This window comes from Kribbella sp. NPDC005582, assembly GCF_040605415.1.
Classification (GTDB): domain Bacteria; phylum Actinomycetota; class Actinomycetes; order Propionibacteriales; family Kribbellaceae; genus Kribbella.
This window is the reverse complement of the sequence record NZ_JBEXCU010000002.1, coordinates 282,654-297,629: the sequence shown is the minus strand read 5'-3', so window position 1 is coordinate 297,629 and position 14,976 is coordinate 282,654. Positions and strand designations below refer to the sequence as shown.

General features: G+C 67.8%; 14 protein-coding genes. 4 read left to right on the top strand and 10 right to left on the bottom strand.

What is annotated here, in order from left to right:
- Positions 1–49: 49 nt before the first annotated feature.
- The 6 genes from ABZS29_RS12995 to ABZS29_RS12970 all read right to left on the bottom strand — a co-directional run bounded on the left by ABZS29_RS12995 (position 50) and on the right by ABZS29_RS12970 (position 6,547).
- Positions 50–1,582, bottom strand: a complete 1,533-nt coding sequence (locus ABZS29_RS12995) for an amino acid permease (RefSeq protein WP_355461413.1) — start codon at positions 1,580–1,582, stop codon at positions 50–52.
- Positions 1,583–1,654: 72 nt separating this feature from the next.
- Entirely contained in the window at positions 1,655–2,374 is a 720-nt protein-coding gene (locus ABZS29_RS12990) for an FCD domain-containing protein (protein ID WP_355461411.1), read from the bottom strand.
- 9 nt (positions 2,375–2,383) lie between these two features.
- Positions 2,384–3,163, bottom strand: a complete 780-nt coding sequence (locus tag ABZS29_RS12985) for a 3-oxoacyl-ACP reductase (RefSeq protein ID WP_355461409.1) — start codon at positions 3,161–3,163, stop codon at positions 2,384–2,386.
- Positions 3,164–4,498, bottom strand: a complete 1,335-nt coding sequence (locus ABZS29_RS12980) for an aldehyde dehydrogenase family protein (protein ID WP_355461407.1) — start codon at positions 4,496–4,498, stop codon at positions 3,164–3,166.
- Positions 4,495–5,211 (bottom strand): gamma-glutamyl-gamma-aminobutyrate hydrolase family protein, encoded by a 717-nt coding sequence (locus ABZS29_RS12975; RefSeq protein ID WP_355461405.1) that lies wholly within the window; start codon positions 5,209–5,211, stop codon positions 4,495–4,497. The genes ABZS29_RS12980 and ABZS29_RS12975 overlap by 4 nt, the downstream gene beginning before the upstream one ends.
- Complete coding sequence (locus ABZS29_RS12970; RefSeq protein WP_355461403.1) at positions 5,192–6,547, bottom strand: glutamine synthetase family protein; 1,356 nt, start codon at positions 6,545–6,547, stop codon at positions 5,192–5,194. Before ABZS29_RS12970 ends, ABZS29_RS12975 begins: the two co-directional genes overlap by 20 nt.
- 151 nt (positions 6,548–6,698) lie before the next feature.
- On the opposite strand from ABZS29_RS12970, the gene ABZS29_RS12965 reads away from it, so the two are divergent.
- The 4 genes from ABZS29_RS12965 to ABZS29_RS12950 all read left to right on the top strand — a co-directional run bounded on the left by ABZS29_RS12965 (position 6,699) and on the right by ABZS29_RS12950 (position 10,965).
- Positions 6,699–7,796, top strand: a complete 1,098-nt coding sequence (locus tag ABZS29_RS12965) for a metalloprotease (protein ID WP_355461401.1) — start codon at positions 6,699–6,701, stop codon at positions 7,794–7,796.
- A gap of 15 nt (positions 7,797–7,811) precedes the next feature.
- Positions 7,812–8,747 carry a LysR family transcriptional regulator gene (locus ABZS29_RS12960; protein WP_355461399.1) on the top strand — a complete coding sequence of 312 codons (936 nt, stop codon included), beginning with the start codon at positions 7,812–7,814 and terminating at the stop codon, positions 8,745–8,747.
- Positions 8,748–8,864: 117 nt separating this feature from the next.
- Positions 8,865–9,806: a zinc metalloprotease gene (locus tag ABZS29_RS12955; RefSeq protein WP_355461397.1), complete on the top strand. Its 942-nt coding sequence runs from the start codon at positions 8,865–8,867 to the stop codon at positions 9,804–9,806.
- A gap of 55 nt (positions 9,807–9,861) precedes the next feature.
- Positions 9,862–10,965: a D-alanyl-D-alanine carboxypeptidase gene (locus ABZS29_RS12950; RefSeq protein ID WP_355461395.1), complete on the top strand. Its 1,104-nt coding sequence runs from the start codon at positions 9,862–9,864 to the stop codon at positions 10,963–10,965.
- Between the two features lie 230 nt (positions 10,966–11,195).
- Here ABZS29_RS12950 and ABZS29_RS12945 read toward each other — a convergent pair whose 3' ends face one another.
- The 4 genes from ABZS29_RS12945 to ABZS29_RS12930 form a co-directional block, all read right to left on the bottom strand.
- A complete protein-coding gene (locus tag ABZS29_RS12945) occupies positions 11,196–12,266 on the bottom strand; it encodes a YihY/virulence factor BrkB family protein (RefSeq protein WP_355461393.1) in 1,071 nt (356 codons plus the stop codon).
- A 28-nt stretch (positions 12,267–12,294) separates the two neighbouring features.
- Positions 12,295–12,807 carry a 2'-5' RNA ligase family protein gene (locus ABZS29_RS12940; RefSeq protein ID WP_355461391.1) on the bottom strand — a complete coding sequence of 171 codons (513 nt, stop codon included), beginning with the start codon at positions 12,805–12,807 and terminating at the stop codon, positions 12,295–12,297.
- Entirely contained in the window at positions 12,807–13,856 is a 1,050-nt protein-coding gene (gene trpS / locus ABZS29_RS12935) for a tryptophan--tRNA ligase (protein WP_355461389.1), read from the bottom strand. Before trpS ends, ABZS29_RS12940 begins: the two co-directional genes overlap by 1 nt.
- Before the next feature lie 79 nt (positions 13,857–13,935).
- The gene (locus tag ABZS29_RS12930; protein ID WP_355461387.1) at positions 13,936–14,970 is read right to left on the bottom strand and encodes an iron-siderophore ABC transporter substrate-binding protein; all 1,035 of its coding nucleotides are present in this window, start codon (positions 14,968–14,970) and stop codon (positions 13,936–13,938) included.
- Positions 14,971–14,976: the final 6 nt, after the last annotated feature.

The window sequence follows — 14,976 nt, the reverse complement described above, 5'->3', positions numbered from 1 at the left end:
CGGGGCACCAGATGGCGCCCCGGCACAAAGTGAAACGTTCAGTCCTTTCTTAAATCACATCCAGGTCGCGTTCGATGGCGGCTAGTTCGGCTTCGGAGCCCTGGACCTTGGGGCCGGTGAACCAACGGCGGGCGGACAGGAACCAGTACGCCGCGGCGAAGCCGAGGACGACCAGGACGGCGATCGGGGTGTAGTTGAAGTTCTTACTGGTGATCGGGCTCGCCTGCGGAAGCATGAACAGGACCGTGATGAACGCCACCCAGACGATGGCGATGATGCCGATCGGGCGGCTCCACCGGCCCAGCGACCAGGGGCCGGGCACGAAATTGTTGCCTTGGATGAGGCGCAGCAGGGTCGGCAGGACATAGGCGATGTAGAGACCGATGACCGCGATCGACGTGACCGCGGCATACGCGGTCTGGTTCCAGAGGTAGGGCAGACCGAGCACGAAGGCGCCGCCTGCGGCCAGCCAGATGGCATTGGTTGGCGTCCGCGTCTTCGAGTTGATCTTGTGCCACAGCGACGAGCCGGGCAGCGCGTTGTCGCGCGAGAAGGCGTAGATCATCCGCGAGTTGGCGGTCACCGACGACATCCCGCAGAACAGCTGCGCGCCGATGACGACCAGGAGCAGGATCTTGCCCATCGTGAGGCCGACCGCGTCGATGAAAATCTGTGCGGGCGGTACGCCGGTCTTGCTCTCGAGGGAGCCCTGGTAGCTCTGGATCGCGAACGTGAGGCCGATCAGCAGCACCCAGCCCGCACCGAGCGAGACCAGGATCGACATCACGATGCCGCGCGGACCCGAGCGGGCCGCGTCGTGCGTCTCCTCGGTCATGTGGGCGGAGGCGTCGTACCCGGTGAAGGTGTACTGCGCGAGCAGCAGCCCCAGCATCCCGACGTAGAAGGTGGAGTGCCAGCCGGTGTTGTTGACGAAGTGGCCGAAGACGAAACCGGCCGACTGGTGGTGGTCGGGCAGCAGCACGAGCGCGCCGACGATGAACAGCACACCGACGATGTGCCACCAGACGCTGATGTCGTTGAGCCGGGCGACCAGCTTCACGCCGAGTGAGTTCAGCAGCGCGTGCACCAGCAGGATGAGCCCGAACAGCAGGATCGTGTGGACGGGTGTCGCGCTGAAGCCGAACTGCAGATCGAGGAAGGCGTTCAGGAAGAACGCGGCGCCGAAGTCGATGCCGGCGGTCACCGCGACCTGGCCGAGGAAGTTGAACCAGCCGGTGAACCAGGCCCAGGCCGCGCCGTTGGACGGCGCGAGTTTGGCCGCCCAGTAGTAGAGGCCGCCCGCGGTCGGGTAGCTCGAGCAGACCTCCGCCATCGCCAGCCCGACGAACAACGTCATCAGTCCGACGAACGGCCAGCCCCAGACGATCATCGCCGGGCCGCCGGTGTTCATCCCGAACCCGTACAGGGTCAGGCAGCCGGACAGGATCGAGATGATCGTGAACGACACCGCGAAGTTCGAGAACCCGGACATCGTCCGCGACAGTTCCTGCGCATAACCGAGCTGATGCAGCCGTTGCTCGTCATCGGTCATCGGGGCGGATTCGGCATTGTCCTGGCTCACGAGGGCCTCCTCAATGGTCTTCCGGCAGACCTTTGACACATTGAGACATGCCGGTCAGACAGAGTCAAGGAGTTAGACGAGAAAGGCGCGGAGCAGGGTCGCCGTACCGGACAGGTGCTCCTGCATCGCCTGCCGGGCGCGCTCCGGATCGCCGGCCAGAATCGCCTCGACGACGGCCTCGTGCTGCTCGTTGGAGTGCTCGATATTTCGTTCCAGCAAAGGGATTGCGTCGAGCAATTCGTTCAGCCGCATCCGTACGTCGGCGGTCGCGGCGGTGAGTGATGCCGAGCCGGTGACCTCCGCGATGGCCAAGTGCAACCGCGAGTCGAAGCGGCGGTAGTCGCTGAGTTTCGCGGCCGCGGTGTCGGCGAGACAGCGGCGCAAATGCTCTTCCTCGGTCGCGGTGAGCGTCCGCGTCGCGGCGGCTTCGGCAGCGCCGGACTCCAAGGCGTCGCGCAGGATCAGCGCGTCGTCGAGTCCGTCGCCGAGTTCGCGGGCGATTCGTTTCGCCGGCGTACGGCGGGCTTTCGGCAACTGCTCGTTGACGAACGTACCGCCGTACCGGCCGCGGCGGGACTCGACGTACCCGGCCTCGGTGAGGGCGTGGATCGCCTCGCGCAGCGTGACCCGGCTGACGTTCAGCCGGGTGGCGAGGTCACGCTCGGCGGGCAGTCGGTCGCCCGGCCGGACCACGCCCAGTTTGATTGCCTGCAGCAACCGCTCGACCGTCTCCTCGAACGGGTTCCCGGTCCGGACCGGCCGGAACACGGCATCGTCTGCAGGCGCAACCATGAGGGAAGTTTAGAGCGGAGTCACGTAGGCGCCGGAGATGCCGCCGTCGACGAGGAACGTGTTGGCGGTGATGAACGACGAGTCGTCGCTGGCCAGGAACGCGACCGCGGCCGCGATCTCGCCCGGCTCACCGAAGCGGCCCATCGGGACGTGCACCAGCCGGCGCTGTGCCCGCTCCGGGTCCTTGGCGAACAGCTCGGTCAGCAGCGGCGTGTTCACCGGTCCCGGGCAGAGCGCGTTCACCCGGATCCCCTCGCGGGCGAACTCGACGCCGAGCTCGCGGCTCATCGCCAGGACGCCGCCCTTCGAGGCCGAGTACGAGATCTGCGAGGTCGCCGCGCCCATCACCGCGACGAACGACGCGGTGTTGATGATGGAGCCCTTGCCTTGGCGCTTCATGTACGGGATCGCCGCCTTGCAGCACAGGTAGACCGAGGTCAGGTTGACCTCCTGCACCCTGCGCCACGCCTCCAGCCCGGTGTCCAGGATCGAGTTGTCGTCCGGCGGCGAGATGCCCGCGTTGTTGAACGCGATGTCGACGCTGCCGTAGGTGTCGAAGGCCTGCTGGAACAGGTTCTCGACCGCGACCGGGTCGGTCACGTCGGTGGCCACGAACAGCCCGCCGACCTCGTCCGCGGCGGTCTTCCCGGCGGCCGGGTCGACATCGCCGATCACGACCTTCGCCCCTTCCGCGGCGAACCGGCGTACCGTCGCCAGACCGATCCCGCTCGCACCGCCGGTCACCACCGCGACGCGCCCCTCGAGGCGGCTCGCCTTGACGTCAGTCATTCAGTCCTCCGTGCTGATGAAAAGGTTCTTGGTTTCGGTGAACGCGGCCAGCGCGTCCGGACCGAGCTCACGACCGAGCCCGGACTGCTTGTAGCCGCCGAACGGCGTCGAGTACCGCACCGACGAGTTCGAGTTGACCGACAGGTTGCCGGCCTCGATCCCCCGGCCGACCCGGATCGCGCGGCCGACGTCACGGGTCCAGATCGAGCCGGACAACCCGTACGCCGAGTCGTTTGCGAGCCGGAGCGCGTCAGCCTCGTCCTCGAAGGGGATCACACTCACCACAGGCCCGAAGATCTCGTCAGGGACGTTGTGATCGAGGACTGTGGGCGGGAACCAGAACCCGGGCCCGCTCGGTTCGGTCCCCTGAAACAGCGGATTCTCGACGTACGACGCGACGCGTTCTCGTTGCTGCTGCGAGATGAGCGGTCCCATCTCGGTCTCGGGATCACTCGGATCGCCGACCTTGAACGCCTTCACCGCGGGCTCGAGCAGCTCCATGAACCGGTCGTACGCTGCGCGCTGCACCAGGATGCGCGAGCGGGCGCAGCAGTCCTGGCCGGCGTTGTCGAAGACGCCGTACGGCGCCTGGGCCGCGGCCTTCTCGAGATCCGCGTCGGCGAAGACGACGTTGGCGGACTTGCCGCCGAGCTCGAGCGTCACCCGCTTCACCTGGTCCGCGCAGCCGGCCATGATCTGCTTGCCGACCTTGGTCGAGCCGGTGAAGACGACCTTCCGTACGGCGGGATGCGTCACGAACCGTTGCCCTACGACGTTTCCGGCGCCGGGGATGACCTGCAGCACGTTTTCGGGGAGGCCGGCTTCCAGCGCGAGCTCGCCGAGGCGGATCGCGGTCAGCGGGGTGAGCTCGGCGGGCTTGAGGACGACGGTGTTGCCTGCGGCAAGGGCCGGGGCGAAACCCCAGCCGGCGATCGGCATCGGGAAGTTCCACGGGACGATCACGCCGACGACGCCCAGCGGTTCCTGGAAGGTGATATCGATGCCACCGGCAACAGGTATCTGCCGGCCGAACAGGCGTTCGGGGGCGGCTGAGTAGTAGGTGAGGACGTCGCGGACGTTGCCGGCTTCCCAGCGCGCGTTGCCGATGGTGTGACCGGCGTTCTCGACCTCCAGCTGCGCAAGGGCTTCCAGGTTGGCGTCGACCACGTCGGCGAACCTTCGGAGCAGTCGGCCCCGGTCCGCGGGCGTGACGTTTCGCCAGGTCTCAAAGGCTCGCGCGCCGCGGGCGATCGCCGCGTCGGCCTCCTCGACCGAGGCGAGCTCGATCGTGCGGACGACCTTCTCGGTGGCCGGGTTGATCACGTCGTACGTCATGAGTGGTGTCTCCTGGATGCGTCGATCAGCGCGGTGAACAAGCGCAGATCCTCGGGGTTCTCCTCCGGGTGCCACTGCACGCCGAGCGCGAAGTCGTGCCCGTCCACCTCGGCGGCCTCGACCGTGCCGTCGGTCGCCCGAGCGGTGACCTTCAGAGTGGGCGCGACGAGATCGAGCGCCTGGTGGTGGTAGCAGTGCACGCTGCTGCGGTCGCCCAGCAGCCGCTCGGTCAGGCTGCCTGACTCCACCTTCACGTCCGTGCGGCCGAAGACCGCCGGTGACGGGCGGTGCAAGTCGTGAGCGACCACCTCGGGCAGGTGCTGGCTCAGAGTGCCGCCGAGAGCGACGTTGAGCACCTGCAGGCCTCGGCAGATCGCGAGCAGCGGCAGATCCGCGGCGAGAGCGGCCCGGATCAGGATCATCTCGTGCTCATCCCGGCCCGGCCTGGTGTCGACTGTCTGCGGATGCGGCGTGGCGTCATAGCTTGCCGGATCGACATCGCAGCCGCCTGCGATGATCAGCCCGTCGAGCACGTCGAGGACTGTGGGGTCGGTGCCCACCGGAGGAAGCAGCAGCGGCACACCGCCGGCGTTCACCACCGCATCGAGGTAGACCCGCGGGAGGAGTGCCGCGTCGCGCTGCCACACACCCCACACGGTTGGTTCCAGGTAGGTGGTGATCCCGATCCTCGGCCTAGAGGCGCTCGAAACCACGGATCCGCTCCCAGTCGGTGACCGCGGCGTCGTACGCGTCCAGCTCGACGCGGGCCGCGTTGGTGTAGTGGTCGACCATCTCGTCGCCGAACGCGTCCCGGGCGATCCGCGACCCGGCGAACAGCGCTGCGGCCTCACGAAGCGTAGACGGCACGTGCTCCTTGTCGGACTCGTAGGCGTTGCCTTCGAAGAGCGGTTCGAGCTCGAGCTCGTTCTCGATGCCGTGCAGGCCGGCGGCGATGATCGCGGCCACGGCGAGGTACGGGTTGACGTCACCGCCGGGCAGGCGGTTCTCCACCCGCAGCGATTCACCGTGCCCGACCACGCGCAGCGAACACGTGCGGTTGTCGAGACCCCAGGCGACCGCGGTCGGTGCGAAGCTGCCCGCCACGAATCGCTTGTAGGAGTTGATGTTCGGCGCCAGCAGATACGTGAACTCGGACAGGCACGCGAGCTGTCCGGCGATGAAGCGCTCCATCACCTCGGAGAACCCGTGCTCCCGATCCCCAGCCAGTACGGCGTCGCCGTCGGTCGACCGGAAACTCAGGTGAATGTGACACGAGTTGCCCTCGCGCTCGTCGTACTTGGCCATGAACGTGAGGCTCTTGCCCTGCTGGGCGGCAATCTCCTTCGCGCCGGTCTTGTAGATCGAGTGGTTGTCACACGTCTTGAGCGCCTCGTCGTACCGGAACGCGATCTCGTGCTGGCCCAGATTGCACTCGCCCTTGGCGGATTCGACGTACAGGCCGGCGCCGGTCATCCCATTGCGGATCGCGCGCAGCAGCGGCTCGACCCGGCTGGTGCCGAGCAGCGAGTAGTCGACGTTGTACTGGTTCCCCGGCGTGAGGTTCTGGTAGCGCTTGTCCCACGCCGCCTCGAACGTGTCGTCGAACACGATGAACTCGAGCTCGGTCCCGACGTACGCCTCCATCCCCCGCGCCGCCAACCGCTCCAACTGCTTCCTGAGCACCTGCCGCGGCGACGCGACCACCGGCGTACCGTCCAGCCACTGCACGTCGCACAGGACCATGGCCGTCCCCTCCAGCCACGGCACCAACCTGAGCGTGTCCAGATCCGGCGCCATCACCAGATCGCCGTACCCACTCGCCCACGAGGACATCGCATACCCGTCGACCGTGTTCATGTCGACATCCACCGCCAGCAGGTAGTTGCACCCCTCGGTCCCGTGGCTCAGCACTTCCTCCACGAAATACCGAGCCCCACACCGCTTCCCCTGCAACCGCCCCTGCATATCCGTGATGGCCACCAGCACGGTGTCCACCTCGCCGGTACCCACCAGATCCCGAAGCTCCTGCACACCCAGCTGACCGGTCACGGCGGCTCCCTCGAGTCTATTGGTCTGTCGGCAGTCCATTGACTCAATCCTAGGACCTGCTGTCAACGGGGTATGGACAGATGGCATGGGCAGGGCGCAGGTGCGGGGCCCAGGATGCGGGAAATCTCTCCACCGCCCACTAGGAGCTGGAATGCGCGGAACGAAGATCATCTCGCTGTTGGCCGTTGGTCTAGCCGGAACACTCGTGAGCTGGAATCCGGCGGCGGCCGATGCCACGCCGACGTGCCTGACCGGGAAACTGGAGTATTCGCACTACGACGCCGAGGCCGGCACGCGGAAGCCGTTGGTGACGCAGCCGGCCCGGAACGCCAACTGGGAGCTCTGGGGTACGACGGGAGGACAGGCGACGCGGTTGAGCAGCGGGATCACCGCGGTGAGCGACGGCGCATTCAACGCGTGCTACCAGGGCACGAACGCGAGCGAGCTGTACGTGAAGTTCCTGTCGGCCAGTACGGCGATGTGGCGCGTGATCAAGAGCGAGACCAGTCAGGCGCAGTACAGCTTCGACTCCGCGCGTACGACGGGGAGTGCGTCCTTGGGGACCGTGCGTGTGCCGGCGAGCATGCAGCGGGCTTGGAAGATCGTGGACACGCTCAACGTCTTGTACTGGAAGCGGAACAATCCCACGTCGGCGTGCTGGACGCGGCGGCAGGCGACTGGCTCGTGCGACACGCTCACGTTCGTCTGGGATCAGAACCGGGCGGACTCCGGCTACTGGGACTACCCGGACACGAACTATGTGATTCTCGGTGAGAACCAGCCGGACTCCAAGCACACGATCTTGCACGAGGCCGGGCACTGGCTGCAGTGGCAGTTGTACGGGCGCAGCTTTCCGCGGGTGACCGGCTGCAACCCGCACTACATCGAGCAGTCGAGCTCAACTTCGTGCGCGTGGACCGAGGGGTTCGCGGACGCCGTGGCGGCGTACGCGCTGGGCGACTACCGCTACGTCTACGACGATGGCGCAAGCTTCAGCCTGCGCAATGGGCCCGGCACTGAGGGCTGGGACACCGGCGACACCGTCCAGGGCCGGGTCGGCAGCTCGCTGCTCGACCTGTGGGCCGCGAACGGTCCGGACGGCGGGAACTGGAACAAGACCATCGACCTGATGAGCAGCCAGTTCAGCCAGAACTTCCGCGAGTACTTCCGCACCGATCGGCCCGCTGCCGGTCTGAGCAGCAGCGGAGCGGCGCTGACGATCATCCGGTCGCACACCATCGACTACTGAGCGATCATTCGAGGCATGGACCTCGAGCTGCGGCACCTGCGGGCACTCTGCGCCATCGCCGATGCGGGCAGTGTCTCGCAGGCGGCGACCAACCTCGGGATGTCGCAGCCGTCGCTGACCCGCTTGTTGCAGCGCCTCGAGCACCGGGTCGGCGGCGAGCTCTTCACCCGCGGTACGGCGGGCGTCGTACCGACGGCGCTCGGCCACGAGCTCGTACGGCGGGCCCGGATCGTGCTGCTCGAGTTCGACGAGCTGAGCGCGGACGTGCTGACCACGACCGGGCCACAGGCACTTCGGATGGGCGCCAACAACGTCGCGTACGTCGACACCCTGGCCGACCGGCTCGAGTCTGCGCTGGCCGGCTGGGACATCTCGTTGCGGATCGAGGCGTCGAGTGTCGCGCTGATCCAGGCGCTGACCCAGAACCAGCTGGATGCCGCCGCCGTCGGCATGTCAGAGGGCCACGAGATCGCCGTACCGCCACAGCTCGCGCAGCGCACTGTGGTCGCCGGGATCCCGGTGGCGATCGGTCTGAGCGCCGGTCATCCGCTCGCCGGCCAGGAGGACGTCCGGCTCGAGGACCTCGCGAACGAGTCCTGGATCAGCCCGCCCGGCCCGGAGGACGGTTCGCTGGCGTCACTGCGCGCCGCGGCCCGGCGGGCCGGGTTCACCCCGCGGATCAGATTCGAGTGCCACGGCGGTGGCGGGCTCGAGCTGATCGCCTCCGGACGCGCGGTCCAGTTGGTCGGACCCACGACCTGCCCGGGGCACGGGATCGTGGTTCGGCCGCTGAGAGGTGCGCCGATGCACCTGAGACTCCTGCTGGTCTGGCGCCGCGACCACATCACCCGGACGCTCTCGGAGCAGCTCTTTCAGGCGACCAGCAGCGCCTACGCGGCGCACGCTTCGACCGCCCCGGCCGCGATCGCCTGGTGGCAGCGCCAGGCTTAGGCGTACTGGTGCCGTGACACTGGGCGGTCAGGAAATCGCTTTGCGTTGCGCGGGGCGATGCGGAAAATCGGGGGATTCGGCCGCACCGCCCAGCGGCCCGCCTCTGGAGGACGCTTTATGCGCTCTTTCGTTACTCGTCCCCGCGCTCTGGCTGTGTTGCTGGCCGGTGGGGCGCTTGCTTTCAGTCCGCTTGGTGGTACGGCGACGGCGCAGCTGCCGGTCGACCGGACCGCCAGCCCTTGTTTGACGCCGGCTGAGGGGCCGGCGGCTCGTGGTGGGTTCGGGAAGGACCACCGGGATCTGTCTGCTGCGGAGCAGCAGTCGATCGAGACCAAGACCGCTGCGTTGCTGAAGGCCAAGCAGGCGCGCGGGTTGGCGCCGAAGGCCGGCAAGCTGGCGGCGGCCACGGTGCCCGTGTACATCCACGTGATGCGGTCGAGCACGGGTGCCGGTGATGTCACCGCGACCCAGATCAACCAGCAGATCGCCGAGCTGAACCAGGACTTCGCCGGTGGCGAGTCCAGCCAGGCCGCGAACACCGGGTTCACGTTCACGTTGGCCGGGACCTACCGGTACAACAACAACACGTGGCACACGGACGGTCAGAGCACGACGTACCGGTCGCAGACCCGCAAGGGTGGCAAGAACGCGCTGAACATCTGGCTGGTCGACTTCAGCTACCTCGGGATCGCGACGTTCCCGTGGGACTACGCGTCGAACCCGAGCATCGACGGGATCCGGGTGCAGTACAGCTCGCTGCCGGGTGGTTCGGCGACGAACTTCAACCTGGGCAAGACGGCGACGCACGAGGCCGGGCACTGGTTCGGGCTCTACCACACGTTCCAGGGTGGGTGCACGAGCACGAACGACTCGGTCAGTGACACGCCGGCGCAGAGCAGCTCGTCGAGCGGTTGCCCGACCGGCCGGGACTCCTGCTCGTTGCCGGGTGTCGACCCGATCCACAACTACATGGACTACTCGTACGACTCTTGCTACAACCAGTACACGCCGGGTCAGAGCACCCGGATCAGCAACATGTGGACCGCGTACCGGGCGTGACCGGAATCGGTAGGTCAGATGACGTCTGCCCCGTCGGGCGTCTAGGCTGCCGCCGATGCGTTTGCTTCTGACGGCCTGCGCGACCACCGCACTGGTGGTCGCGCAGCCGCTGACAGCGACCGCCGCCGAGCAAGGACCGGTCGGTGGCGCGCTGATGACAGCGAAGCCGACGGTGGTCGCCACGGGGGCGACGCCGCCGGCCGTCCAGGCGTCCTCGTACGTCGTCGCCGACCTCGACACCGGCCAGGTGCTGGCGGCGAAGGCTCCGCACGCCAAGTTGCGGCCCGCGAGCACGTTGAAGACGCTGACCGCGCTGGTGTTGCTGCCGCGGCTGAAGAAGACCGATCAGGTGATCGGCACGGACGCCGACGCCGGCATCGTCGGCAGCAAGGTCGGGGTCTCCCCCGGGCTGCGCTACACCGTCGACCTGCTCTTCGAGGGCATGTTCCTGGCCTCCGGGAACGACGCCGTCCACGCGCTGTGCACGCACGACGACGGTGGCGTCGCGGGGACCATCCAGCGGATGAACGCCAAGGCCAAGGAGCTCGGCGCGCTCGACACGCACGTGACGGACCCGACCGGCCTGGACGCGGACGGGCAGTTCTCCAGCGCCTACGACCTCGCGCTGTTCGCGCAGGCGGGGCTCGGCCGGCAGGACTTCGCGAAGTACGCGTCGACGAAGTTCACGAACTTCCCGAACACGACCAAGGGCACCTACCAGGTCGCGAACCAGAACAAGCTGCTCTTCAAGTACGACGGCGCACTCGGCGTCAAGACCGGTTACACCACGCTCGCCCGCAACACGTTCATCGGAGCAGCCCGGCGGGACGGGCACACGCTGGTCGTGACGATGATGAACGCGCCGCACGGGATCACCGAGGACGCGAGCAACCTGCTCACCTGGACCTTCGAGAACTACGACAAGCTCAGCCCGGTCGGTTCCCTGGTCAAGCCGGTCGCTCCCCCGAAGGTCACCAGCGGCGGCGGAGACAACCAGCCGCAGGCGGCCGGTGCGATCCCGCCAGACCGCCGTACGGTGGACCGATCCGTCCGCACGGTCAACTCGTTCCTGGTGAGCACGCCGGTGTGGTTCTGGGCCGCTCCCCCGGTCCTCCTCCTCGGCCTCTTCCTGCGCCGCCCCCGCCGACGCCGCCACTAACCCCCCGCGCTCGGCGCCGCCATACTCGGCGACTGCCGCCGCGAGTGTCCCCAGTCTGCCTCATCGTCGAATGTGGGAATCATGTCGCGGGATATCGTTTTCCGTCGGCACGGTCCTCACACTCACCCACACAGACCCCACAGTCGCACGGTGGCGTCAGTCGCGGCGCACGGCGGCTTCGGTCGCGGGAGCACGGTGGCTTCGGTCGCGGGAGCACGGTGGCGGAGGGGCTAGCGGCGCGTTGAGCGGACTGCTTTGGCTAGTTGTACGGCGATTGTGGTGGCCGCGACACCGAGAACCGCACCGGCCGTCACCGCGACCGTATCCGCCTTCTTCTGCGGGATCGGGACGACCTTGTAGCGCTTCCCGGGCGGACCGAGGAGCAGCGGTTCCTCGACGGACATCCCGGCCGGCAGCGGCTCCTCGGCGATCCGGAGACGGCCCGTGTCATCCGCCTCGCGAGCGATCGCGTCGAGAGTGGCTTCCTTGGTCCAGGCCGCGATCAGCATGATCACCCGCGTCATCAGGTAGATCCAGACCAGCAGCGCCAGCGGCAAGGCCAGAGCGCCGTACGCCGCGTTGGAACCGAGCACGTGCTTCACGTACACGTTGCCGAGCTTCTGGGCCAGGTAGAACAAGATGCCGCCGGCAAGGGCCGCGATCAGCATCACCTTGCGCGGCAGCACGATCCGCGGCAACGCGGTCTGCATGTAGACGAAGAGCAGCGCGCCGGCCGCGATGCCGACGACGATGCTGATCAGGTCGAGACCCCAGTCCGCCAGCCACGTCCCTTCCAGGCCGGTCGCGGTCACGATCTTCTTCGACAGCCCGGTCAGGATCGACGAGGCGCCGGTACTCACGGCGCCGATCACACCGAGCCCGACCAGCGCACCGAGGTCGGCGAGCTTGAGCTGGATCGCGTTGCCGGGCTGGTCGTCGAGCTCGTGCATGGACCGGATCGAGGCCCGCAGCGAGTCGATCCAGCCGAGGCCGGTCAGCAGCAGCGAGACACCCGAGACGACCCCGATCGTGCCCGCGTTCGCGATCAGCGCGTCGATGTCGATCTTGTCGCCGATCCCCGGCAGGTTCTTCTTCAGCGCGTTCTTGAGCGCCTGAACCGCCGGGTGGCCGAGCAGCGGGCCGGTCACGGCCGCGGCCAGCACGATCAGCGGGAACAACGACAGGAAGCCGAAGAAACTCGTTGCCCCGGCCAACCGGTTGCCCCGGCGGTCGCCGTACCGTTTCCAGGCCCGCCAGACCTGGGTGCGCGCGAACCGCGCCCAGACAGCCTTGATCTTCATGAGACTCCTGTACCCAGAGGAAGGAGACTCAGCCTGCCAGGGGGAACGAGCGCTGCGGCCGCCACACGCCGTCGGCGCCGTGTTCGTAGCGATCGAAGGCGTCGACGTCGAAAGCGCAGTCGTACTCCGACAGCGTGTCGTACGCGCGGTCGAGCGCCTCCTTGTCGAGGTCGTGCGCGACCGTCACGTGCGGGTGGTACGGGAACCGCAGATCGACCGCGAGCGGCCCGGAGCGGACCTGGGACTGCAGCACCTCGCAGGACGAGATGCCCTCGGCCAGCGGCACGAACACCACCGGCGAGATCGGCCGGAAGGTCGCCGTACCGCGGAGCCGGATCCGGAACCGCGGGAACCGCGCGGCCACCGCGAGCAGGTGCTCGTCGATCGCCGCCAGGTCCGCGTCGTCGATCTCGGTCGGCGGCAGCAGCGTCACGTGCGTCGGGATGGAGGCCGCCATCGGATCGCCGAACTCGGCCCGGTGTTTCTGCAGCTCCGAGCCGAAGGGTTCCGCGATCGGGATCGCGACACCGATCGTCGCCACTACTTGATCCCGGCCGGCACGAAGCCGAGCTTGTCGTAGACCCGGGTCAGCGTCCGCTCGGTGACCGCGCGCGCCCGCTCGGCGCCACTGGCCAGGATCGCGTCCAGCTGGGCCTTGTCGTCCAGGTAGGCCAGCGTCTTCTCCCGGAACGGCGTGACGAACTCGACCACGACCTCGGCCAGGTCCTTCTTGAAGTCGCCGTAACCGCGGCCGGCGTACTCGTCCTCGAGCTCGCTGATCTTCTTGCCGGTCAGCGCCGAGTAGATCGTCAGCAGGTTCGCGACGCCGGCCTTGTTCTCCGGGTCGAAGATCACGTCGCGGCCGGAGTCGGTGACCGCGGACCGGATCTTCTTCGCGCTCACCTTCGGGTCGTCGAGCAGGTCGATGATGCCGGCCGGTGACGAGCTGGACTTGCTCATCTTCGCGGTCGGGTCCTGCAGGTCGGAGATCTTCGCGGTCTCCTTGACGATGTACGGCTCCGGCAGCCGGAAGGTCTTGCCGAACCGGTGGTTGAAGCGCCCGGCCAGGTCGCGGGTCAGCTCCAGGTGCTGGCGCTGGTCCTCGCCGACCGGTACCCGGTCGGCCTGGTAGATCAGGATGTCCGCGGCCTGCAGGATCGGGTACGTGAACAGGCCGACCGTCGCCCGGTCGGCCCCGCCCTTGGCGGACTTGTCCTTGAACTGCGTCATCCGGCTCGCCTCACCGAACCCGGTGATGCACCCCAGCACCCAGCCCAGCTGTGCGTGCTCCGGCACGTGCGACTGGACGAACAGCGTCGACCGCTCCGGGTCGATCCCGGCCGCCAGCAACTGCGCCACCGACCGTCGCGTCCGCTCCCGCAGCGCCTTCGGCTCGTACTCCACCGTGATCGCGTGCAGATCGACCACGCAGTAGAACGCCTCGTGGTCGTCCTGCAGCGCCACCCACTGCCGCACCGCCCCGAGGTAGTTACCGAAGTGGAAGGAGTCCGCCGTCGGCTGGATCCCCGACAGCACCCGGGGGCGCCGCTCGGTTCCAGCCGCGGAGGGTTCAGATGCGGCGAGGGACATACCCCCGATTCTGCCAGCGCCCCGGTCCTCCTTCACACCGGGTCACCTTGAGCGGTCATAACGTTCGGATGATGACCGATCAGGCGTTGGTCGACGGGTTGCCGTCGACGGCGGCGGCCAGCTTGGGGACGAGCTTGTCGAGGACGATCGGGAGGCTGAGGACCGAGACGAAGCTGGTGGCGCCGTACAGCTCGTCGTCGTAGTTCTCCTCGATGAAGACCTCGCGCGCCTCGGTGCGGGCCTTGAGGTTCTTCAGCAGCGGGTCGGCCTTCAGCTTGGCGGTGCCGTCCTTCGGCGGGAACCAGACCACGACCTGCTGGTCGGTCAGCGAGATGTTCTCGGCACTGAGGTTGGCGCCGAACTTGTCGCCGACCAGCTTGCCCATCTGCGGCGGCAGCACGAACCCGAGGTCGGTGAGCATCTTCGAGCGCGGATCCTGCGGTCCGTAGACGAAGTAGCCCTCGTACGGCGACGCCATGATGGCCGTCTTACCGGTGAACTCGGGGTGCGCGGCCCGCGCCTCTTCGAACTTCTTCTCGATGCCCTTGACGAGCTCCTCGGCGGCCTTCGGCTTGCCGACCGCCTGCCCGACGGTCTTGGTGACGGTCTGCCAGGTGACGCTCCAGTCCGCGCTACCGTCGGCCGGCTGCGCCACGGTCGGCGCGATCGCCTCGAGCTTCTTGTAGTCGGCGGCGGTGATCCCGGAGTACAGGCCGATGATCAGGTCCGGGGCCAGCGCGGCGACCTTCTCGAACTGGATGCCGTCCTTGTCGCTCAGCACGGTGGGAAGCGCCCCACCGCCGAGCTTCGCCTTCGCCCACGGGAACAGCGCGCCCGGCTTGTCACCGAACCACTCCGTGGTCCCGACCGGTACGACGCCGAGCGCCAGCAGCGCGTCCTGCTCGACGAGACCGACCGCGACGACGCGCTTCGGCGCCTCCTTGATCACGGTGTCGCCGAACTTGTTCTTGATCGTGACCGGGTACGCCCCGGGCTCGGTCGCGCCCTGCGACTGACCGCCGGCCGCCGAGGGCTCCTTGGTCTCGGCGCCGCAGGCGGTCAGGGCGAGCAGGGGTACGACGAGCAGCACGAGCGGGCGCAGCAGGTTGCGCATCGGAAC

What these genes read in the sequence shown, in the direction of transcription:
- ABZS29_RS12930 (WP_355461387.1), bottom strand. Translation starts at nt 14,970, where the DNA reads ATGCGCAACCTGCTGCGCCCGCTCGTGCTGCTCGTCGTACCCCTGCTC.
- ABZS29_RS12990 (WP_355461411.1), bottom strand. Translation starts at nt 2,374, where the DNA reads ATGGTTGCGCCTGCAGACGATGCCGTGTTCCGGCCGGTCCGGACCGGG.
- ABZS29_RS12980 (WP_355461407.1), bottom strand. Translation starts at nt 4,498, where the DNA reads ATGACGTACGACGTGATCAACCCGGCCACCGAGAAGGTCGTCCGCACG.
- ABZS29_RS12945 (WP_355461393.1), bottom strand. Translation starts at nt 12,266, where the DNA reads ATGAAGATCAAGGCTGTCTGGGCGCGGTTCGCGCGCACCCAGGTCTGG.
- ABZS29_RS12960 (WP_355461399.1), top strand. Translation starts at nt 7,812, where the DNA reads ATGGACCTCGAGCTGCGGCACCTGCGGGCACTCTGCGCCATCGCCGAT.
- ABZS29_RS12955 (WP_355461397.1), top strand. Translation starts at nt 8,865, where the DNA reads ATGCGCTCTTTCGTTACTCGTCCCCGCGCTCTGGCTGTGTTGCTGGCC.
- ABZS29_RS12965 (WP_355461401.1), top strand. Translation starts at nt 6,699, where the DNA reads ATGCGCGGAACGAAGATCATCTCGCTGTTGGCCGTTGGTCTAGCCGGA.
- ABZS29_RS12950 (WP_355461395.1), top strand. Translation starts at nt 9,862, where the DNA reads ATGCGTTTGCTTCTGACGGCCTGCGCGACCACCGCACTGGTGGTCGCG.
- trpS (WP_355461389.1), bottom strand. Translation starts at nt 13,856, where the DNA reads ATGTCCCTCGCCGCATCTGAACCCTCCGCGGCTGGAACCGAGCGGCGC.
- ABZS29_RS12985 (WP_355461409.1), bottom strand. Translation starts at nt 3,163, where the DNA reads ATGACTGACGTCAAGGCGAGCCGCCTCGAGGGGCGCGTCGCGGTGGTG.